This is a genomic window from Pseudomonas sp. MWU12-2319 (assembly GCF_023242525.1).
In the GTDB taxonomy this organism is placed as follows: Bacteria; Pseudomonadota; Gammaproteobacteria; order Pseudomonadales; family Pseudomonadaceae; genus Aquipseudomonas; species Aquipseudomonas gingeri_D.
The window spans coordinates 24267-46307 of record NZ_JALJES010000003.1 but is presented as its reverse complement, the minus strand read 5'-3'; the positions used below and the strand labels follow the sequence as shown (position 1 = coordinate 46307).

16 protein-coding genes are annotated in these 22041 nt (G+C 62.8%); 2 read left to right on the top strand and 14 right to left on the bottom strand.

What is annotated here, in order from left to right:
• Nucleotides 1-98: 98 nt before the first annotated feature.
• Both pnp and M5C01_RS05760 read left to right on the top strand, forming a co-directional pair.
• Complete coding sequence (gene pnp / locus M5C01_RS05765) at nt 99-2204, top strand: polyribonucleotide nucleotidyltransferase (RefSeq protein ID WP_103495483.1); 2106 nt, start codon at nt 99-101, stop codon at nt 2202-2204.
• Nucleotides 2205-2495: 291 nt separating this feature from the next.
• Nucleotides 2496-2849: a BON domain-containing protein gene (locus M5C01_RS05760; RefSeq protein ID WP_152737622.1), complete on the top strand. Its 354-nt coding sequence runs from the start codon at nt 2496-2498 to the stop codon at nt 2847-2849.
• Nucleotides 2850-3000: 151 nt separating this feature from the next.
• On the opposite strand, the gene M5C01_RS05755 is transcribed toward M5C01_RS05760, so the two are convergent.
• From M5C01_RS05755 to M5C01_RS05690, 14 genes are all read right to left on the bottom strand, one after another.
• Nucleotides 3001-3294, bottom strand: a complete 294-nt coding sequence (locus M5C01_RS05755; protein ID WP_152737621.1) for a DUF2845 domain-containing protein — start codon at nt 3292-3294, stop codon at nt 3001-3003.
• 2 nt (nt 3295-3296) lie between these two features.
• Complete coding sequence (locus M5C01_RS05750; RefSeq protein ID WP_152737620.1) at nt 3297-6224, bottom strand: DUF748 domain-containing protein; 2928 nt, start codon at nt 6222-6224, stop codon at nt 3297-3299.
• A gap of 108 nt (nt 6225-6332) precedes the next feature.
• Nucleotides 6333-7349: a class I SAM-dependent methyltransferase gene (locus tag M5C01_RS05745; RefSeq protein WP_152737619.1), complete on the bottom strand. Its 1017-nt coding sequence runs from the start codon at nt 7347-7349 to the stop codon at nt 6333-6335.
• 45 nt (nt 7350-7394) lie between these two features.
• Nucleotides 7395-8267, bottom strand: a complete 873-nt coding sequence (locus tag M5C01_RS05740) for an oxygenase MpaB family protein (RefSeq protein WP_152737618.1) — start codon at nt 8265-8267, stop codon at nt 7395-7397.
• 46 nt (nt 8268-8313) lie between these two features.
• The gene (gene acs, locus M5C01_RS05735) at nt 8314-10251 is read right to left on the bottom strand and encodes an acetate--CoA ligase (protein ID WP_152737617.1); all 1938 of its coding nucleotides are present in this window, start codon (nt 10249-10251) and stop codon (nt 8314-8316) included.
• A gap of 261 nt (nt 10252-10512) precedes the next feature.
• A complete protein-coding gene (gene pgi, locus M5C01_RS05730) occupies nt 10513-12177 on the bottom strand; it encodes a glucose-6-phosphate isomerase (protein ID WP_103495476.1) in 1665 nt (554 codons plus the stop codon).
• 248 nt (nt 12178-12425) lie between these two features.
• Nucleotides 12426-12806, bottom strand: coding sequence for an aspartate 1-decarboxylase (gene panD / locus M5C01_RS05725; protein WP_040064140.1), 381 nt, complete (start codon nt 12804-12806; stop codon nt 12426-12428).
• 105 nt (nt 12807-12911) lie between these two features.
• Complete coding sequence (gene panC / locus M5C01_RS05720; RefSeq protein ID WP_152737615.1) at nt 12912-13772, bottom strand: pantoate--beta-alanine ligase; 861 nt, start codon at nt 13770-13772, stop codon at nt 12912-12914.
• Nucleotides 13769-14569, bottom strand: a complete 801-nt coding sequence (panB, locus tag M5C01_RS05715; RefSeq protein WP_103495474.1) for a 3-methyl-2-oxobutanoate hydroxymethyltransferase — start codon at nt 14567-14569, stop codon at nt 13769-13771. The genes panC and panB overlap by 4 nt, the downstream gene beginning before the upstream one ends.
• A gap of 228 nt (nt 14570-14797) precedes the next feature.
• Nucleotides 14798-15289 carry a 2-amino-4-hydroxy-6-hydroxymethyldihydropteridine diphosphokinase gene (gene folK / locus M5C01_RS05710; protein WP_152737614.1) on the bottom strand — a complete coding sequence of 164 codons (492 nt, stop codon included), beginning with the start codon at nt 15287-15289 and terminating at the stop codon, nt 14798-14800.
• Nucleotides 15290-15293: 4 nt separating this feature from the next.
• The gene (locus M5C01_RS05705) at nt 15294-16682 is read right to left on the bottom strand and encodes a polynucleotide adenylyltransferase PcnB (RefSeq protein ID WP_103495472.1); all 1389 of its coding nucleotides are present in this window, start codon (nt 16680-16682) and stop codon (nt 15294-15296) included.
• 770 nt (nt 16683-17452) lie between these two features.
• Nucleotides 17453-18889, bottom strand: a complete 1437-nt coding sequence (locus M5C01_RS05700) for a sigma-54 dependent transcriptional regulator (RefSeq protein ID WP_103495471.1) — start codon at nt 18887-18889, stop codon at nt 17453-17455.
• Between the two features lie 22 nt (nt 18890-18911).
• Nucleotides 18912-21866, bottom strand: a complete 2955-nt coding sequence (locus tag M5C01_RS05695) for a sensor histidine kinase (RefSeq protein WP_178129778.1) — start codon at nt 21864-21866, stop codon at nt 18912-18914.
• On the bottom strand, nt 21850-22026 hold the full coding sequence (locus M5C01_RS05690; RefSeq protein WP_003176118.1) for a hypothetical protein: 177 nt from the start codon (nt 22024-22026) through the stop codon (nt 21850-21852). Before M5C01_RS05690 ends, M5C01_RS05695 begins: the two co-directional genes overlap by 17 nt.
• Between the last annotated feature and the right edge of the window lie 15 nt (nt 22027-22041).

The window sequence follows — 22041 nt, the reverse complement described above, 5'->3', positions numbered from 1 at the left end:
AGCATCCGGACAATGACAGTCGGGCCGATTCCCGGCGTTGCCCAAGAATTTCGCAAGAAGACAAGTTCCCCAAGAGCCACAAAAGAAGGTAGGACACCGTGAACCCGGTCATCAAAAAATTCCAGTTCGGTCAGTCGACCGTCACCCTCGAGACAGGCCGTATCGCCCGTCAGGCTTCCGGCGCAGTATTGGTCACCGTTGACGACGACGTCAGCGTATTGGTGACCGTTGTCGGTGCCAAGCAAGCGGATCCAAGCAAAGGCTTCTTCCCGCTGTCCGTGCACTACCAGGAAAAAACCTACGCCGCCGGCAAGATCCCTGGTGGCTTCTTCAAGCGTGAAGGCCGTCCTTCCGAAAAAGAAACCCTGACTTCGCGCCTGATCGACCGTCCGATCCGCCCGCTGTTCCCTGAAGGTTTCATGAACGAAGTGCAGGTTGTCTGCACCGTCGTTTCCACCAGCAAGAAGACCGATCCGGACATCGCTGCGATGATCGGTACCTCGGCGGCCCTGGCCATCTCCGGTATTCCTTTCGATGGCCCGATCGGCGCCGCGCGCGTGGCTTTCCACGAAAGCACCGGCTACCTGCTGAACCCGACTTACGAACAACAGAAAGCCTCGAGCCTGGACATGGTCGTTGCCGGTACCTCGGAAGCGGTACTGATGGTTGAATCGGAAGCCAAGGAGCTGACCGAAGACCAGATGCTGGGCGCCGTGCTGTTCGCCCACGACGAATTCCAAGTGGTTATCCAGGCTGTCAAGGAACTGGCCGCCGAAGCTGCCAAGCCAACCTGGACCTGGGCTGCCGCTCCAGAAGCCACTGCCCTGCTGGGCGCGATCCGTGCCGAGTTCGGCGACGCGATCTCCCAGGCCTACACCATCACCGTCAAGGCCGACCGTTACGCGCGTCTGGGCGAGCTGAAAGACCAAGTGGTTGCCAAACTGTCCGGTGAAGAAGGCCAGCCTTCCTCCAGCGAAGTGAAAGCCGCTTTCGGCGAAATCGAATACCGCACCGTTCGCGAAAACATCGTCAACGGCAAGCCACGTATCGACGGCCGCGACACCAAGACCGTACGTCCGCTGAACATCGAAGTCGGTGTTCTGCCCAAGACCCACGGTTCGGCCCTGTTCACCCGTGGTGAAACCCAGGCGCTGGTTGTTGCAACATTGGGTACTGCCCGTGATGCACAGCTGCTGGATACCCTGGAAGGCGAGAAAAAAGACCCCTTCATGCTGCACTACAACTTCCCGCCGTTCTCGGTCGGTGAGTGTGGTCGCATGGGCGGCGCGGGTCGTCGTGAAATCGGTCACGGTCGTCTGGCCCGTCGTTCGGTCCAGGCCATGCTGCCGGATGCTGCTGAATTCCCGTACACCATCCGCGTGGTTTCGGAAATCACCGAGTCCAACGGTTCGAGCTCCATGGCTTCGGTCTGTGGCGCTTCCCTGGCCCTGATGGATGCCGGTGTGCCGATGAAGGCGCCGGTTGCCGGTATCGCCATGGGTCTGGTCAAAGAAGGCGAGAAATTCGCCATCCTGACCGACATCCTGGGTGACGAAGACCACCTCGGCGACATGGACTTCAAGGTAGCCGGTACCGCCAAAGGCGTCACCGCGCTGCAGATGGACATCAAGATCAAGGGCATCACCGAAGAGATCATGGAGATCGCCCTGGGCCAAGCCCTGGAAGCGCGCCTGAACATCCTCGGCCAGATGAACCAGATCATTGGTCAGTCCCGCACCGAGCTGTCGGAAAATGCTCCGACCATGATCGCGATGAAAATCGACACCGACAAAATCCGTGATGTCATCGGTAAAGGCGGCGCGACCATTCGTGCGATCTGTGAAGAGACCAAGGCTTCGATCGACATCGAAGACGACGGCTCGATCAAGATCTTCGGCGAAACCAAGGAAGCGGCTGAAGCGGCTCGTCAGCGCGTCCTGGGCATCACCGCGGAAGCTGAAATCGGCAAGATCTACGTCGGTAAGGTTGAGCGCATCGTCGACTTCGGCGCATTCGTCAACATCCTGCCAGGCAAGGACGGTCTGGTTCACATCTCGATGCTGAGCGACGCTCGCGTAGAGAAAGTGACCGATATCCTGAAAGAAGGCCAGGAAGTGGAAGTGCTGGTACTGGACGTGGACAACCGCGGCCGTATCAAGCTGTCCATCAAGGACGTTGCAGCAGCCAAGGCGTCGGGCGTTTAATCGCGCTTTGGCTTCTCGCTGAAAAAGGCACCCTTCGGGGTGCTTTTTTATGGGCGCTGGAAAAGCTCGATTTTTCAGCGGGTTGTCCGTGGCCAAAAGCCGCAACTTGCATGCAGTCTGGCGGCCGGTCATGCAATCTGCACGATTCTGATTTTTGTGGTTTTTATTAACTTATTGATTTATATCAGTTTATTTTGTTTTCGTGGATTGGCACAGCACCTGCAACCTTACAGATAACCCTGCCGCCAGGATCCAGGCGCAGACTTTTCCAGAAGAACAGGAGTTATTTGTATGAAGAAGTTCGCTATCGCTGCCGCCACTGCCACCGCTCTGACCCTGACCTTGGCCAATGCCGCATTTGCCGCTCAACCGACTTCTCAGGCTCCAATGGTTGTCGCGGCTGGTGAAGTCACCAAGGCCAAGGAAGAGACTTCCGACACCTGGATCACCACCAAGGTCAAAGCTGACCTGGTCACCGAAAAAGGCATCCCGGGTACCGACATCAAGGTTGAAACCAACAAAGGTGTGGTTTCCCTGTCGTCCATGACCCCGGTGACTTCCGCACAGAAAGATACCGCGGTGAGCATCACCAAGAAAATCAAAGGGGTCAAAGACGTTTCGGCCGCTGGCTTGAAAACCGAGTAACGCACAAGGATCTCGCTTGAACCCGCTTTAGGGTGAAGCAAGTAGTGTTGCAGTACGCTTGCCGAGCCTCGAGGTTCAGGCGATGGGTCACAGGGAGTGACCAACTACAGGCCCCGACGCAGTGTGTCGGGGCCTGTTTTATTATGGGTTGTCAGTTACCGCGCTTGCTGTCGATACGCTCCAGGCGTCCACCGACAAAGCGCAGGTACTGGACCATGCCACCGCTCTGCGGATAGACCCACTCTTCGATCTGCACCTCGGTGCGCCGGTCGAAGCTGCGCTGATAGCCCACCAGGTCCTGGGAGCGCGGCTCGCCGCATTTGCCGAGAACTTCCGACTTGCGATCCCCCACGCTGATCAACTGGCTGCCGCAACGCAGGGTGTCGGCCTGGGCCTGGCCGGCGAGCAACGCCAGCGCCAGGCCGAACATCAGCGGCTTGAGCATGCTTACTCGCTATCCAGATGCAACGGGGTCACGACACTGCCATCTTTCTGCGCATCGCCGAGGTTGGCGTCGATAAGGTACACGCGGTCATCGGCCAGTTGGCCCTTGTCCACCAGGAAGTCCTTGATGCTGCTGGCGCGGTCCTGGCCGAGCTTGCGCAGCAGCGGCTCATTGCCGCTCCAGGCTGTGATCACCCCGGCCTTCAGTTTGGCGCTACGTTCGTCGTTACCCAGCTTGGCCCACTCGGCAGGCGGTTGCTGCTTGAGCAGGGTGCGGTAGATGCCCTCGAGCATCGGCGCTTTCTCTCCTTCCGGCACCTGGAGCATCGAGGCCTGGGCCGGCACCTTGTCGCCGCGACGCTGGAGCATCTTGTAGTAGGTGGCCTGGTATTCGCGATCCAGGCGCTGCTGGGCGATCAACGCGCCGTCACTGCTCTGGGCCGCGGTGCCTTCGATTTCCAGGCGCAGGTTGGGACGCTCCTTCAGGGCCGCCGCCAGCTTGGTCAGGGACGACTGGGCATCGCTGCTCAGCTCGCTGGAGCCGGGAGCAAAGGACACGTTGCTGAGGTCCTGGGCGTCGCCCCCGGAGATCAGCCCGCCAATGAACTTGAAGGGCGCGGTGGCGGCCCGCACGATCAGGTTGCGCAGGGTCTGCCAGATGATCGGCATCACGCTGAACTGCGGGTTGTTGAGGTCGCCGCTCACCGGCAGTTCGATGGAGATGTTGCCGTCGGAGTCCTTGAGCAGGGCAATCGCCAGCTTGATCGGCAGGTCCACGGCATCCGGGCTGTCGACCTTCTCACCCAGTTGCAGTTGTTCGACCACCAGTTTGTTTTCGGCTTTCAGCTGGCCCTTGGTGATCAGGTAGTGCACGTCGAGATTGAGCCGGCCCTTGCGGATGCGGTAGCCGGCGAACTTGCCGGAGTAGGGGGTCAGCGTGGTCAGCTCGACGCGCTTGAAGCTGGTGGCGATATCCAGGCTGGCCATCGGGTCGAACGGGTTCACCGCGCCCTTGATGGTGACCGGCGCATAACGATCGACCTTGCCGTTGATATCGACGCCGGCCGGTTTCGGCTGGCGGCTGTCGATGGTGCCGATCTGGCCGTTGAGCTGCTGGACCGCCGTGGCGAAGTGCGGGGTCAGGCTGAAGTCGGCAAAGTTGGCCGAGCCGTCATTGATGGCAATACCGCCAACGTGGATACCCAGCGGCTTGCTGCTGGATGCCGTGGGTTGCGCCTTGGCTTTTTCCGCCGACTTGCTCGCCGGCGGTTGCGGGATCAGCAGGTCATCGATGTTGGTGGTGCGATCATCGTTGATCATGAAGCGGGCATAGGGTTGCAGCAGGTTGACCTTGTCGATCGACAAGCTGTCACCGTGCTGATAGCTCAGGCCATCGATCGTCAGCTTCTGCCACTTCACGAAGTCGCGGCTCTTGAGGGTGTCGAGGGTGTGCAACTGGTCGACCTGGGCCTTGCCGGTCACGCTGAAGGCCAGCGGGTCGACGCTTTTCAGGTTGACCGCGAGGTCGCTGCCGAGCATGCCGCTGCGCACTTCCAGACGAATGAACGGCTCGACATAGGCCTGGGCCACCCGCAGGTCGATGTCCTGGGTGTTGACCTTGAGCTTGGCGCTGATCGGGTTCAGGTTGACTTCGCCGCTGGCGAGGATCTTGCCCTGCTTGCCCAGCCCGGTGTCGAGCTTGAGGGTGAAGGGTGACTGGTTGAGGCTGTCGAAGTTTTCCAGGTCCAGGTTCAGCGGACCGAGCTCCAGGGCCACCTGGGTTTTCGGCGCGCGGTCGGCCAGGTGCACGCGGTAGTCGCGCAGTTGCACATCCTTGAGCAGGACCTGCCAGGGCTTGCTCGGCGCTGGCGGTTCGGTCTTGGCCGTGTCGGAAGTCGCCGGTGCTTCCTTGGGCGCCGGTTTGGCCGGTTGTGAGGCGAAGAGTTTCTGCCAATCGAGTTGCCCGTCCTTCTCGCGGGCGGCCCAGGTTTCGAGCTTGTTGCTGCGGATCTTGCCGACCACGACCTGCTGCTTGGCCAGGTCAACGCTGGTTTCGCTGACGTCCAGGCGCTCCAGGCGTACCAGCGGGCGCCCATCCGGCGCCTTCATGGCGAAGGGCGCGACGCTGACGGCGGTGTTGCTCAGCAGCAGCTCGGTGTCTTTGGCGAGGCTGAACTTGTAGTCGGTGCTGAGGTTGATGACACCGTCCTCGAGTACCAGTGGCAGGGCATCGCGCACATAGGGCCACCAGCCTTTCATATGGCTGTCGCTGATCTTCAGCGAGCCCTCGGAAGCCACTGGCACCAGGCTGAAGTTGCCTTTCCAGTCGATCCGTCCGCTGTCGCCACCGATGGCCACCAGGGTCATGGCGGCGTTGTCTTCAGGCAGGGTGCTGAGGTTCTTCAGCGCCAGGTCCATCGGGGTGTAGGTGAACTCGATCGGCTCGCTGGGGCGCAGGTCCTGGAAATGCAGGCGCCCGCCGGCCAGTTCGATCTGGTCGATGCGCACCGGGAACGGCTTGCTATTGGGGTCGGCCGGGGTCGGTTCGCTGGGCGGCAGCTTGAACAGCTGGGCGAGGTTCAGGGTGCCGTCCTTGCTGAATGTCACCTCGGTGTTGGGCTTGTCCAGCTGGATGTCGACCAGGTGCAGGGCGTGGGTCCAGAGACTGTCGATCTGCAGGTTGACGTAGAGACGCTCGAACGCGACCTGTTCCTTGCCCGGTTCACCGATATTCAGTCCCCACAGGGTCAGCTCGAGACTGAAAGGATTGAACTCCAGGCGCTGCAGGCTGGCGGGTACCGTGGCGTAGTGCGCCAGTTGCTGGTTGGCGATACGCAGGCCAACACCGGGGATGATCAGGAACCCGAGCACGGTGTACAGCGCGAGGCCGGTCAACAAGGCGCCGAGGGCGCGTTTCAATCCTTTGGGCATGTGAGGCGTCGTCTCTCTTGGTGGAGGTGCCTTGGAGTATGGCATGCGTTTGCGGTTCCGAAGCAAGCCCCTTGTTGCTGCGTAAAAGCGGGTATTTGCGAGTGGTTCCTACAGGTGCAAAACCAGGGTCTTCAATGGCGGTTGCAGGTCGCGGGAAGGGAAGTCGGCGGCAGGGGCCAGCACTTGCCATTCACGCACCGGACGCCCGGCTTTTTCCGCGCAACGCAGGACCTGTTCGCGCCAGTCTTCCAGGCTGACTTTCGCCAGGTTGTTGCAGCAGATCAGCACGCCGTTGTCGGCGGTCGCCAGCAGGGCCGGCTTGAGCAGGCTCTGGTAGTCGCGCAGCAGGTCGACGGTGCCGAAGGCGCTCTTGGCCCAGGCGGGCGGGTCGAGCAGCACCAGGTCGTACTGGCGCTGTTCCAGGCGCTGGTAGCTGGGCAGTTTCTGCCCGCGCCGCTGGCTGATGGGCAGGCCGGCGAGCTGGCGGATGGCGGGGAAGTAGTCGGACTGGATGAAGTCCATCGACGGCAGGTGCGGGTTGAGCAGGCCGTTCTCCCGGCCGACCGCCAGGTTGCCCTCGGCGAAGTCCAGGTTGCAGACCTCCCGGGCACCGCCGGCCGCGGCGCTGAGGCCGACGCCACAGGTGTAGGCGAAGAGGTTCAGCACGCTCTTGCCGGCGCTGTGCTGGCGGACCCAGGCGCGGGCGTTGCGCAGGTCGAGGAACAGCAGCGGGTCCTGGCCGGCGTGACGGCCACGGACGCGGTAGTTCAGGCCGCCCTCATGACCGACCAGGTCGGCGAGGGCGGCTTCGTCGGCGCGATAGACCGGGTCTTCACGATCGATCCGCGAGTTGCCCCGGGAGCGGTCGTTGTAGACCAGCAGGGTGTCCAGTTCCAGATGCTGGTTGATGGCCCCGTGCAGGGCGAGCAGGTCTTCGCGTTCCAGGGTCTGGTGGAAGGTCTGCACCATCAACTGCGGGCCGTAGCGGTCGATGGTCAGGCCGCCGGCACCTTCCTGGCTGCCGTGGAACAGGCGATAGCAATCGGTGCCTTGGCCGTGCAGCTCGGCGAGCAGTGCCTGGCGATGATCGAGGGCGGCGCGCAGCGCCTGGTTCAAGGAAGACATGCTCGGCGCCTTGGGGTCGGATTTGGCGCGGGAGTTTACCAGCCTTCAGGGGATCAGGCCCATGCGGCGTTTGGCGCGCTGGGCGGAACCGTTGCGCATGGCCCAGCGCAACAACGGCGCGCTGCGCTTGACGCCGGCCCGGATGACCTGGCGTTGCAGCGGGTTTTGCGACTGGCCGAGCATCTCGCCGGCCCAGTCCGGCAGCAGGTCGATACCGGCCTGCATCATCAGGCTGCCGAACGGTTGGGCCAGGCGACTCGGGGCGGGGGCGGCCAGCAGCAGGCGCAACACTTCGCGGCTGCGGGCATCACAGAGCAGTTGCGGGCGCATGCGTTGCAGGTAGTCGGCGATGGCCTGGCGTGAGCGGGGTACATCCTGTGCGCCCAGGCGTTCGGCGATCACGGCGATTTCATCGTAGTAGCGGTCCTGGTCCGCCGGCGACAGCTGCGGGTTGCGGTAGCGCAGATGGGCCTTGAGAAAGCTGCTGACCTCGGCCACATGCACCCAGGTCAACAGCTCCGGGTCGCTGGCGGCGTAAGGCCGGCCATCCGGCGCGGTGCCGACCACCTGCAGGTGGATGGTGCGGACCTTGTCGATCAACCACTCGGCGTCCTTGCGCGAGCCGAAGGTGGTCCCGGCAATGAACTGGCTGGTGCGCCGCAAGCGCCCGAGCATGTCCTGGCGAAAGTTCGAATGGTCCCAGACCCCGGCCAGGGCCAGCGGGTGCAGGGCTTGCAGCATCAGCGCGCTGATGCCGCCGATCAGCATGCTGCTGAAGTCGCCATGCACCTGCCAGCTCACCGAGTCCGGGCCGAAGAGGCCGGGGTCGCCCTTGGGGTTTTCCAGGTCGAGCATGCCCAGGGACAGGCCGGTCAGGCTCATAAGCTGGGTTTCGATGCGGCGGCGAAGGAATTCCATGCTGGCTCGGTCAATAGGGCGGCTAACAACGTCCACCGCCCGGGGTTCAGGGATTGAGGCGCTGCTCGATCAGGCCGTCGACCACGCTCGGGTCGGCCAGGGTCGAGGTGTCGCCGAGGCTGTCCAGCTCGTTGCTGGCGATCTTGCGCAGGATACGCCGCATGATCTTGCCCGAGCGGGTTTTCGGCAAGGCCGGGGCCCACTGGATCAGGTCCGGCTTGGCAAAGCTGCCGATTTCCTTGCCGACCAGGGCCAACAGCGCTTTTTTCAGCGTGTCGTCTGCCTCGACGCCTTTCATCGGGGTGACGAAGGCATACAGGCCCTGGCCCTTGAGGTCGTGGGGATAACCGACCACGGCGGCTTCGGCGACGCTGTCATGCAGCACCAGGGCGCTTTCCACTTCGGCGGTGCCGATACGGTGGCCGGAGACGTTGATCACATCATCGATACGACCGGTGATCCAGTAGTCGCCGTCCTCGTCGCGGCGGGCGCCGTCGCCCGTGAAGTAGTAACCGGGGTAGGGCTTGAAATAGGTTTCAAGCATACGCTGCGGGTCGCCATAGACGCTGCGGATCTGCCCCGGCCAACTGCTTTTCAGGGCGAACACGCCGCTGCCGGCGCCACTGATTTCCTGACCTTGCTCATCCAACAGGACCGGCAGTACGCCGAACATCGGCTGGGTCGCGCAGCCGGGTTTGATCCGGCTGTTGGCGATCAGCGGGGTGAGCATGATGCCGCCGGTCTCGGTCTGCCACCAGGTGTCGACGATGGGGCAGCGTTGCTCGCCGACGGCATTGAAATACCACTCCCAGGCTTCCGGGTTGATCGGCTCGCCGACACTGCCGAGCAGGCGCAGGCTGGCCCGCGAGGTGTTTTCCAGCGGTGCCGGGCCTTCGCGCATCAGGGCGCGCAGGGCGGTGGGCGCGGTGTAGAAGATATTCACCTGGTGCTTGTCGATGACCTGCCAGAAACGCGAGGAGTCCGGATAGTTCGGCACGCCTTCGTAGATCAGGCTGGTCGCGCCGTTGGCCAGCGGGCCGTAGACGATATAACTGTGGCCGGTGACCCAGCCGACATCGGCGGTGCACCAGAAGACTTCGCCGGGGCGATAGTCGAACACGTACTGGAAGGTCATGGCGACCTGCAGCAGGTAGCCGCCGGTGCTGTGCAATACCCCTTTGGGTTTGCCGGTGCTGCCGGAGGTGTAGAGGATGAACAGCGGGTCTTCGGCGTCCATCGGTTCGCAGGGGCAGTCGGCGCTGATACCGTGCAGGGCTTCGTGGTACCAGAGGTCGCGGTCCGCGACCCAGTTCACCTCGGCCTGGGTGCGCTCCACCACCAGCACGGTGCTGACATTCGGGCAACTGAGCAGCGCCTGGTCGACATTCTGTTTGAGGGGTATGTATTTGCCGCCGCGCACGCCTTCATCGGCGGTGATCACCGTGCGGCAGTCGGCATCGAGGATGCGGTCGCGCAGGGCGTCGGGGGAAAAACCGCCGAAGACCACCGAGTGGATGGCGCCGAGGCGCGCGCAGGCGAGCATGGCGTAGGTGGCTTCGGGAATCATCGGCATGTAGATGCACACCCGGTCGCCTTTGTTCACGCCACGGGCCTTGAGCACATTGGCCAGGCGGCAGACGTTGTGGTGCAGTTTGCGGTAGGTGATCTGCGCCGATTCGCTGGGGTTGTCGCCTTCCCAGACCAGGGCGATCTGGTCGCCACGGCTGTCGAGATGGCGGTCGATGCAGTTGTAGCTGACATTCAATTGCGCGCCGGCGAACCAGCTGGCCTGGCCGGTATGCAGGTCCCAGTGCTGGACGCTGTCCCAGGGTCTGGACCAGTCGAGAAAACGTTTGGCCTGTTCGGCCCAGAAGGTATCGGGTTGGTCGATGGACTGGCGGTAGAGGCGCCGGTAGTCGTCCTGACTCAATTGCGCGGCCTGACGCACGGCGTCGGCCTTGGGGAAGGTGCGAAGATCGAACATGGCGTTTCCTTGTTCTTGTCTACGACAAGTCTCAAGGGTGCGCTCTGTTGTGGCGGGGTTCAAGCGGATAAAGAGTCGAACCTGCACCGACTGGCATCCCGGGCCAAGACGCCCGGGATGCCACTGTCTTAACACGGTCCTTGTAGGAGCAGGGCTTGCCCGCGAAGGGGCCTTCGAAGCCGCCAAAAGCTTCGCGGGCAAGCCCTGCTCCTACAGGTTCGGTGGTGTCCCGGGTAGATGGGCCTGCCCGGGAGGCTGCTATCAACCGCGATGACGACCGCGGAAGTAGTTGATCAGGCCCTGGGTCGAAGCATCTTCGGCCGAGGACTCTTCGCTGCCGGTCAGGCGGTTGTAGACGCCCTTGCCCAGTTCCTTGCCCAGCTCCACGCCCCACTGATCGAAGGCGTTGATGCCCCAAATCACGCTCTGCACGAAGACCTTGTGTTCGTACATCGCCACCAGGGCGCCGAGACGACGCGGGCTGATACGCTCGACCACCAGGGTGTTGCTCGGACGGTTGCCCGGGATCACCTTGTGCGGTGCCAGTTTCTGCACCTCGGCTTCGCTCAGGCCCTTGTCACGCAGCTCGCGTTCCGCTTCGTCGCGGGTCTTGCCGAGCATCAGCGCCTGGCTCTGGGACAGGCAGTTGGCGTACAGCCACTGATGGTGGTCGGCAACCGGGTTGAAGCTGACGATCGGCACGATAAAGTCGGCCGGGATCAACTGGGTGCCCTGGTGCAGCAACTGGTGGTATGCATGCTGGCCGTTGCAGCCGACGCCGCCCCAGATCACCGGACCGGTATCGGTGGACACCGGCGTGCCGTCCTGGCGCACGCTCTTGCCGTTGGATTCCATGTCCAGCTGCTGCAGGTGCTTGGTGATGTTGCGCAGGTAGTGGTCGTACGGCAGGATCGCATGGCTCTGCGCACCCCAGAAGTTGCCGTACCAGACACCCAGCAGGGCCAGCAGCACCGGCATGTTCTGTTCGAACGGCGCGGTCTGGAAATGCTGGTCCATGGTGTAGGCACCGGACAGCAGCTCCTTGAAGTTCGACATGCCGATGGCCAGGGCGATCGGCAAGCCGATGGCCGACCACAGCGAGTAACGCCCGCCGACCCAGTCCCACATCGGGAAGATGTTCTCTTCACGGATGCCGAAGGCCACGGCCGCGGCGTTGTTGCTCGAGACCGCGATGAAGTGCTTGTACAGCTCCGCTTCGGAGCCGCCCTGGGCCAGGTACCAATCACGGGCGGCACGGGCATTCTTCAGGGTTTCAAGGGTGGTGAAGGTTTTCGACGAGACGATGAACAGGGTGGTCTCGGCGCGGATCTTGGCGGACAGCTCATGGAATTCACTGCCATCGATATTCGCCAGGTAATGGCAGCGCACACCTTTATGGGCGTAGGACAGCAACGCCTCGGACACCAGCTCCGGCCCCAGGAACGAACCACCGATACCGATGTTCACCACGTCGGTGATCGGTTTTTCGCTGTAGCCGCGCCACAGGCCGTCGTGGATTTTTCCGACCAGCTCGGTCATCTGGTTCAGCACTTTGTGCACGTCGGGCATCACGTTGACGCCGTTGACCGAGAGCTTGTCGCCCACCGGGCGGCGCAGGGCGGTGTGCAGGGCCGGGCGACCTTCGGAGGCGTTGACCAGTTCACCGGCAAACAGCGACTTGATCGCGCCTTGCAGGTCGACTTCATTGGCCAGGCCCACCAGCAGGTTGCGGGTTTCCTGGGTGATCAGGTTCTTGGAGTAGTCGAGGAACAACCCGCAGCTGCTGAGGGTGAACTGATTGAAGCGCTGCGGATCGGCATTGAAAGCTTCGCGCATGCTGAAATCGTGCATGTTGTCGCGGTGTTGGTTCAGCGCCTGCCAGGCGGGCAGGGTGGTCACGTCGTGAGGAGTGCGGTAGTACGCCATCGCTGCGGGTTTCCTTTTACGAGAGCTGCCTTTTGGACATTTGGCTTTTTGGACACCAGAAACGCCGGAACGTCCTGCTTTTGTCTCTGGCAGTGTCCGGCAACCTGCATCAGCACGGTTGAATGAGGCAGGGGCGATTACAGTACCGCTCGCGCCTGCATCTGTCTTGGCTTTGTCTGACCTTTACTCGGTACTTTTTCGCACTCTCGGGGACGAAAGGCGTTTTCGCGTATACGTTTGGATGGTGATCAGGCGACCTGCACCGGAATCGAGTGGCTGGTGTGGCTCAGTTCGTTGCCCGGGGCCATGTACAGCATGCGCGGTTTGAAATCCACCAGTTCGGCTTCGCTGTAATGGGCGTAGGCGCAGATGATCACCCGGTCGCCGACGCCGGCCTTGTGGGCGGCGGCACCGTTGACCGAGATGATCCGCGAGCCTTCCTCGCCGCGAATGGCGTAGGTGGTGAAACGCTCGCCGTTGTCGACGTTGTAGATCTGGATCTGTTCGTATTCACGGATCCCGGCCAGGTCCAGCCACTCGCCGTCGATGGCGCAGGAACCTTCGTAATCGAGCACCGCGTGGGTGACTTCGGCGCGATGCAGTTTGGCTTTGAGCATGATGGCGTGCATGGGGTGTTTCCTCGGTCGGATCCTCGTGCGGCGCCACGCATGTGTGCTGCGTGGCGCCGGGCGGCGGCAGTTTGCCCGAAGCCGTGGGGCCGGGCAATCGGGCGGTCAGGCCGGGCTGTCGAGGTTCAGGTGCAGGTTGTCGATCAGGCGCGTGGTGCCGAGGAAGGCGGCGACCAGGATCACCAGGTCACGGTCCTCGGGCGTCGCCGGGCGCAGGTTCAGGGCGTGGCGGATTTCCAGGTAGTCGGGCCGGAAGCCGGCGCTTTCGATCTGTCGGGTCTGTTCGGCCAGTAGCTTGGGGTAGTCGCGTTCGCCCTGTTCGATGGCCTCGGCGATCTGCTTCAGGCTGCGATACAGCGCGGGTGCCTTGGCCCGCTGTTGTTCGTCGAGAAAGCCGTTGCGCGAGGACAGCGCCAGGCCGTCGGCGGCGCGCACGGTGGGTTCGCCGATGATCTGGATCGGCATGTTCAGGTCATGCACCAACTGCCGGATCACCGCCAGTTGCTGGAAGTCTTTCTGACCGAACACCGCCAGGTCCGGCTGGACCATGTTGAACAGCTTGCTGACCACGGTCGCCACGCCTTCGAAATGCCCGGGACGGCTGGCGCCGCACAGGCCTTCGGAGAGCTGCGGGACGCTGACGCGGGTCTGGCCGCCCATGCCGCCGGGGTACATTTCCTCGACGCTGGGGGCGAACAGCAGATGGCAGCCGGCCTGGAGCAGTTTTTCCTGGTCGGCGGCGAGGGTCCGTGGGTACTTGTCTAGGTCTTCGTTGGCGCCGAATTGCAGCGGGTTGACGAAAATGCTCGCCACCACGAAGTCCGCCCGTTGCGCAGCCTTGGTCACCAGGGCCGCGTGGCCGCTGTGCAGGTTGCCCATGGTCGGTACGAAACCGATGCGCTTGCCTTCGCCGCGGGCGCGCGCCACGGCGGCGCGCAGTTCGAGAACGGTCTTGACTGTGTTCATGCACTGAATCCGTGTTCGATCCCAGGGAAAGTGACGGCCTTGACCTCACTGACGTAGGCACTCAGGGCGCCATGCAGGCTGTCCTGGCCGGCCATGAAGTTCTTCACGAACTTGGGCACGCGACCGCTGATGGACAGGCCGAGCATGTCGTGCAGGACCAGGACCTGGCCGTCGGTGGCGCTGCCGGCACCGATGCCGATCACCGGGACCTTAACCGCCTGGGTGATTTCCGCGGCCAGTTCGCTCGGCACGCATTCAAGCAGGATCATGGCCGCGCCGGCCTGTTCCAGGGCGATGGCGTCGGCGCGCATCTGCCGGGCCTGGGCTTCGCCGCGGCCCTGGACCTTGTAGCCGCCGAAGATGTTCACCGACTGTGGGGTCAGGCCCATGTGCACGCACACCGGGACGCCGCGTTCGGCCAACTGGCGGATGGATTCGGCGAGCCAGGCGGCGCCTTCGACCTTGACCATATGCGCACCGGCCTGCATCAACAGGCCGCTGTTGTGAAAGGTCTGCTCGAGGGTGGCGTAGGCCATGAACGGCAGGTCGGCAATGATGAAGGCCCCCTGGTTGCCGCGTTTGACACTGGCCGTGTGATAGCAGATATCGGCGACGGTAACGGGCAGCGTGCTGTCATGCCCTTGGGTAACCATGCCCAGCGAATCGCCGATCAGCAGCACTTCGACACCGGCCGCGCAGCTGGCGTGGGCGAAGGTGGCGTCGTAGCAGGTCAGCATGGTGATTTTTTCACCCTTTTGCTTGAGGCCTTGCAGGGTGGTCAGGGTAATGTCTGGCATGAAAAAGTCCTCATTAGGCGCCGTGCAAATGACTGCGAGTAACGCGCGTGATTCGTCGTGTATACAGGCGCACGTTCTGATGTCGTGCTTGCAAAGCCTGGATTGCGCCCTTCAAACGCCGCAGAGGCGGCAACGGGACGCCTATAGTCGTGAGGAGAACTGGGGAAGTCAATCGTGTGTGTTACCGCAATGTTACGCCGGGAGTGTTACCGGCGTAACTGATGCGATTCAGCAGTGGGAGGGCTGCAGGCGTTCCAGGCCGACGAACGGGCAATCCGCCAGCAGCGCCTTGAGGCTGCGGCCATCGGCCAGCTGCAAATCTGCCGGAGCCAGTTCCGCCAGGGGGTAGAGCACGAACGCCCGGGCGTGCATATGGTAATGCGGGACCTTCAGGCGCGGCTCGTCGATCAGCCGCTCACCGAATAACAGGATATCCAGGTCAAGGGTACGCGGCCCCCAGCGCTCATGCCGTTCGCGGCCCTGGTCGATTTCGATGGCTTGCAGCGCATCCAGCAGCGCCAGGGGTGCCAGGTCGCTGTCGAGGGCGACGACGGCATTGGTGTAGCGCGGTTGGCCGGGCAGCAGCGAATCGCTCTGGTAGAACGCGGAAACGCCCGCCAGCACGGTGTCGGGCAGTTGCCCCAGGGCCTGGACGGCGTTGCGCAATTGCTCCGCCGGGTCCGCCAGGTTGCTGCCCAGCCCGATATACACGTGTTCCATCGACTTACTCGTCCGTACCGGCGGCACGCTTGCGCTTGCCGGCGGTGCTGCGTCGACGTTTGCGCGGACCGCTGCCGGTACCGTCGTCCTTGCTGCCCAGGTCACGGATCATGTCGCGTCGACCGGCGTCATTGGCATCCTGGTAGTCCGTCCACCATTCGCCCAGGCCATCGGTCTCTTCGCCGGCGGTTTCGCGCAGCAGCAGGAAGTCGTAGCCGGCGCGGAAACGCGGGTTGTCCAGCAGCAGGTCGGCACGTTTGCCGCTACGCCGTGGCAGGCGTTCCTGCATGTCCCAGATCTCGCGGATCGGCAGGGTGAAGCGCTTCGGAATCGCAATACGCTGGCACTGTTCGCTGATCAACTCGTGGGCGGCTTCCTGCATCGCCGGAATCGGCGGCATGCCCTTCGCCTGCAGTCGCAGCACACGGCCCGGCAAGGCCGGCCAGAGCAGCGCGGCAAACAGGAACGCCGGGGTCACCGGCTTGTTCTGCTGGATGCGCAGGTCGGTGTTGACCAAGGCTTCGCTGATCAGGGTGTGGGTGTAGGTCGGATTGTGTTCCAGGGCCTCGAAGCTGGCCGGGAACAGCGGCTCGAACAGCTTGAGGTCGACCAGCATTTCGAAGGTGTCGGCGGCATATCCCGAGAGGAACAGCTTGAGCACTTCTTCGAACAGGCGCGCCGACGGGATCTCGCGGAGCATCGGTGCCAGCTTGCGAATCGGCGCGACGGTGTGCTTCTCGATACCGAAGTCCAGCTTGGCGGCGAAACGCACGGCCCGCAGCATCCGTACCGGGTCTTCCTGGTAGCGCTGGGTCGGGTCGCCGATCAGGCGGATCAGGCGATTGCGGATATCGTGCACGCCGTTGGCGTAGTCGAGGATGCGTTCGCTGACCGGATCGTAATACAGGGCGTTGATGGTGAAGTCGCGGCGCTGGGCGTCGTCTTCGAGGGTGCCGTAGACATTGTCGCGCAGAATCCGCCCGCTTTCGTTACGCGAGGACTGATTGCTGTCCTCGTCTTCGTCCTGCGGGTGGTTGGCGCGAAAGGTCGCGACCTCGATGATTTCCCGACCGAAGTGGATATGCACCAGCTTGAAGCGACGACCGATGATCCGGGCGTTGCGGAATTCGGCGCGGATCTGCTCCGGCGTGGCGCTGGTGGCGACGTCGAAATCCTTGGGCGTGATATTGAGCAGCATGTCGCGCACGCAACCGCCGACCAGATAGGCCTGGTAGCCGGCATTCTGCAGGCGTTCGACGATATTGACCGCATACCGGCTGAACTGGGCCTTTTGCAGCGAGTGCTGGCCACTGTTGAGCACTTCAGGGGTGCTGCGTTTATGTTGCGTTCGACGCGAGGGAGAACGTAATGACTGGAACAGCTTCTTCAGCATGGGAGGCACTGTTTGAAGGAATATTCGGCCACCTCAAAGAATGACCGCACGATGGGCGAGGATTCTAGCATTTAGTCGAGGGATGGTGTAGGAAGCCGCCACAGTATCGGCCAGGGACCGTGATAGAGGGCCTGCCGTGGGCGTTGTGAAGGCTGCCAATCAATCGGGGGCGGTGGGGCTGAGCAGGGCGGGTCTGTATCGCGGAAACTACAAGGGGAGCCGAAGCTCCCCCAGAAGTAGTTGCGTGCTCTATTTTTATTATGGTTTCGGGCTTCTTGTTTTTGTTGATCGCCCTGTGCCACTAGGCTTCAAGCCAGTGGGCTCTCCCAATCGGGAGCCAAGAGCAAACGGATTGCTTTGATCGCTGCAGTGTAATGATCCAGAGGATCCAACCAGTTCAGGCGCTGCTTTGAGGGCAGTTTTTGTTGTTCTCGGCCTGGTCGCGGGGCAAGCCCCAATTACAGTACTTCTCCAAAAGAATCAGTTAGCTACGCCTCTCGCCGTGTTGTTTTTATTGTGCGTGAGTCGATACGTCTTGTTTTTATTGTCTGGTGCAGTGCTTGTTATTGTTCTTGTACCAAAGCTATAGCAGGTGCCGTGCCAACTTTTTCGAAACCCCGTAAACATTGGGTTTTCCCGAGAAAATGGTTTTTTTCAGGCGAAAAAAAACCGGATCTTCGTTACCGATAGACCCGGCTTTTGTTACGTGAAAATCCCGGGGTAACAGTTTTTTCACAAGGTGCGGTGTTACCTGTGGAGGCGCCCCCGGCTCAGCTCTCGCTGGCCACCCCGGTCTTGCGCCGTGGAATGCCCAGGCGCTGGCGCCGTTCCCACAGGCACTTGCGGCTGACCCCGAGTTTGCGTGCCAGCTCGGTCTCGGTCATATGGTCCTGGTGCTCGAGGACGAAGTGCTGGAAGTAGTCTTCCAGTGACAGGTCCTCGGTCGGCTCATGGCTGGCGTTACTGGCGCTGGCCTGTTGCGGCACCAGGCCGATGAATTCTTCCTCTTCCAGATCCCCGAGCTCGATGTCGATGCCCAGCAGGTCGGCGGAAATTTCCGGGCTTTCGCACAGGATCACCGCGCGCTCGACCGCATTCTCCAGTTCGCGGACGTTACCCGGCCAGGAGTAATGGCGAATGGCTTGCTCGGCGTCGGGAGCGAAGCGCAGGTCGGTACGACCCACCCGTGCGCTCTGGCGGGCGAGGAAAGCATTGGCGATCTCGTTGACGTCGGCGCCGCGCTCGCGCAAGGCCGGCAGCTTCAGGGCGATCACGTGCAGGCGGTAGTAAAGGTCTTCGCGGAACTGGCCGATCTTGGCCAGGCTCTTGAGGTCGCGGTGGGTCGCGGCGATCAGGCGCACATCGACTTTCTGCGACTGCACCGAGCCGACCCGGCGGATCTCGCCTTCCTGCAATACCCGCAGCAGGCGTGCCTGGGCTTCGAGGGGCAGCTCGCCGATTTCGTCGAGGAACAGCGTGCCGCCGTCCGCCGCTTCCACCAGGCCGGCGCGACCGGCGCTGGCCCCGGTGAAGGCGCCTTTTTCGTGGCCGAACAGTTCGGATTCGATCAGGCTTTCGGGAATCGCCGCGCAGTTGACCGAGATCATCGGTGCCTTGGCGCGCTTGGACAGGTTGTGCAGGGCGCGGGCCACCAGCTCCTTGCCGGTACCCGACTCGCCCTGGACCAGGACGTTGGAGTCGGTGGGCGCGACTTTGCGGATCTTGCTGTAGAGGTCCTGCATCGGCGGACAGGAGCCGATGATGCCGATTTCGCCATTGGTGTTGTTGGCACCGGCTTTTTCCGCCGCGCCATTGCCCTTGCCGGCGACTTTCTCGGCCGGCGCGCCTTGGTTGCCCTGGCGATCACGGAGGATGCGGGCCACGGCCTGGAGCATCTCGTCGTGGTCGAACGGCTTGGCGATGTAGTCCACCGCGCCCATCTTCATCGAGTCCACGGCCGAGCGCAGGCTGGCGTAGCTGGTCATGATCAGCACGGGGGTGCCCTGGCCGAGCTTGATCAGCTCGGTGCCGGGAGCGCCGGGCAGGCGCAGGTCGCTGACGATCAGGTCGAACGAGGGGATACTGAAACGTTCCTGGGCTTCCTGCACCGAACCGGCTTCGCTGACCTGGTACTGATTACGTTCCAGCAGGCGACGCAGGGCGGAGCGGATAATGGTTTCGTCTTCGACGATCAGAATGTGCGGCATTGATTCGGTTCTCTCGACGGTCTCAGTTCACAGCGGACGTCGCTTCGACATGACGCGGCAGGGTGACCCGGATACGGGTGCCACGTTGGCTTTGGATGTCAGCCGGGCTGTCGATGGTGATTTGTCCATAATGCTCTTCAACGATGGAATAGACCAGAGCAAGGCCCAGACCGGTGCCCTCGCCTGGATCCTTGGTGGTGAAGAAGGGTTCGAACAATCGGTCCATGATGTTCTTCGGGATACCCGTGCCTTCGTCCTCGACGATCAGGTCGACGGTGTGTTCGAAAGCTTCGCTCTTGACCCGCACCGCCGCGCCGGCAGGCGAGGCGTCACGGGCGTTGGAGAGCAGGTTGATGAGCACCTGGGCCAGGCGTTGGGAATCGCCGTCGACCCAGTGCTCGGGATCGCACAGGTTGAAGAACTGTACTTCGAAGTTGCGCCGGTTCAAGGCCAGCAGACCAATGGCATCCTGGGCGACCTCGGCCAGACAGACGGCTTCGTCGTTGTGCTGGTGACTGCCGGCGTGGGCGAAGCTCATCAGCGACTGGACGATGCGCGAGACGCGCTTGGTCTGTTCGAGGATCTGCCCGCTGATTTCGGTCAGTTCGCTGTCGTCCTCGCGCTCTTCGCGCAGGTTCTGCGCCAGGCAGGCGATGCCGGTGATCGGGTTGCCGATCTCGTGGGCCACGCCAGCCGCCAGCCGGCCGATGCTCGCCAGGCGCTCGGAGTGCACCAGCTTGTCTTCGAGCATCTGGGTTTCGGTGAGGTCCTCGACCAGCAGCACCAGGCCACTGTTGCCCGGCGCCAGCGGCTCGTCGATCGCCGCCTTGTGCAGGTTCAGCCAGCGGGTCTGGCCATCGAGGGCCAGGTGCTGTTTGTGCAGGTGTTCGTCGGGGAGGTTGATAAAGCCTTGCAGCAAGTCCTTCCACGGCTCGCCGAGGGTGCCCAGGCGCGAGCCGACCACGCGCTGCGCGGCCACGCCGGTGAGCTCTTCCATGGCCTTGTTCCACATCAGGATCTCCTGGTCCTTGGCCAGCGAGCAGACGCCCATCGGCAGTTCCTGCAGGGTCTGGCGGTGGTAGCGGCGCAGGGCGTCGAGTTCGGCGGCAAGGCCGGTGAGACGCGAGTGGTAGTCTTCCAGGCGGCTTTCGATGAAGTGGATGTCTTCGGTGACATAGCTTTCGCCACCGGCCTTGTAGGGCAGGAAGGTTTCCACCATGTCCTGGGCCACGCTCGGGCCCATCAGCCCGGACAGGTTGGCCTCGATACGGTCGCGCAGGCGGCGCAGGGCGTAGGGGCGGCGCTCGTCGAAAGGCAGGTAGAGATCGCGCAGGGCCTGTTCGACCTCTTTCTGCGCGGCCTTGGCCCCCAGCGGCTTGGCCAGTTGGGTGGCGAATTCCTGTGGCGAGGCGGCGTGCAGTTCACGGCGTTGCGGCCGGCGCACATTGTCCACCGCACAGGCTTCGGCGGCGCTGGCCTCTTCGGGGCTGGCGCTGGTGAACAGCGAGATCAGGGTGAACATCAGCACGTTGGCCGCCAGGGAGGCGATGGCCGCCATATGCCAACTGGTGTCGTCGAGCACATAGATCATGTTCAGCAGCGGCACATAGAAGCCCTGCAGGTTGCCGACCAACGGCAGCAGCATGGTCACCAGCCAGACCAGGATCCCCGCCAGCAGGCCGGCAATGAAACCGCGCCGGTTGGCGGTCGGCCAGTACAGCACCGAGAGCACGCCAGGGAGGAATTGCAGGGTCGCGACGAAGGCGACGATGCCGAGGTTGGCGAGATCCTGCTCGGCGCCCAGCAGCAGGTAGAAACCATAGCCGGCCATGATGATGGCAACGATCAGGGCACGGCGCGTCCACTTCAGCCAGCGATAGATATTGCCTTCGGCCGGCGGCTGGTAGAGCGGCAGCACCAGGTGGTTCAGGGCCATGCCCGACAGTGCCAGGGTGGTGACGATAATCAGCCCGCTGGCGGCCGAGAGTCCGCCGACGTAGGCCAGCAGGGCCAGGGCCTCGTTGTTGGCGGCAATGCCGATGCCGAGGGTGAAGTATTCCGGGTTGGTGGTGGCGCCGAGCTTGAGTCCGGCCCAGAGAATCAGCGGCACCGCCAGGCTCATCAGCAGCAGGAACAGCGGCAGGCCCCAGCTGGCGCTCACCAGGGAGCGCGGGTTAAGGTTCTCGGTGAAGGTCATGTGATACATGTGCGGCATCACAATGGCCGAGGCGAAGAACACCAGCAGCAGGGTGCGCCACGGACCTTCCTGCAACGGCGTGTGCAACGCGGCCAGGGCGGTCTGGTTCTGCAGCAGCCAGAGCTCGAGCTGCTGCGGGCCGTCGAACACTCCGTACAAGGCGTAGAGGCCAACCCCGCCGATGGCGATCAGCTTGATCACCGACTCGAAGGCAATGGCGAACACCAGGCCTTCGTGTTTTTCCCGGGTGGCGATATGCCGCGAGCCGAAGAAGATGGTGAACAGGCTGATCAGCGCGCAGAAGCTCAGGGCTACCCGGTGCTGCACCGGTTCGCGGGTGAGGATGCCGATGGAGTCGGCCACCGCCTGGATCTGCAACGCCAGCAGCGGCAGCACGCCGATCAGCATGAATACCGTGGTCAGGGCGCCGGCCCAGGTGCTGCGGAAGCGGAAGGCGAACAGGTCGGCCAGGGACGAGAGCTGGTAGGTGCGGGTGATCTTCAGGATCGGGTAGAGCAGCACCGGCGCCAGCAGGAAGGCGCCGGAAACCCCGAGGTAACTGGAGAGAAAGCCATAGCCGTACTGGTAGGCCAGGCCCACCGTGCCATAAAACGCCCAGGCACTGGCGTAGACGCCCAGGGACAGGGTGTAGGTCAGCGGGTGGCGGATGATCGAGCGTGGGATCACCCCGCGTTCACTGATCCAGGCCACGCCGAACAACGCCAGCAGGTACGCGGCGCTGATCAGCAGCATCTGGGTCAGGCTAAAGCTCATCGGCATCTTTTTGGCTCTGCAGGATGAAGGTCACGACGATCAGGATCAGCCAGAGCAGATAAGGGCGATACCAGGCGCCGGTGGCGTCGATCCACCAGTCCATGATGGCCGGCGAGAACAGGTAGATCCCGACCACCAGCAGCAGGACCAAGCGATAGATGTACATCCCGGCCTCTCTTTA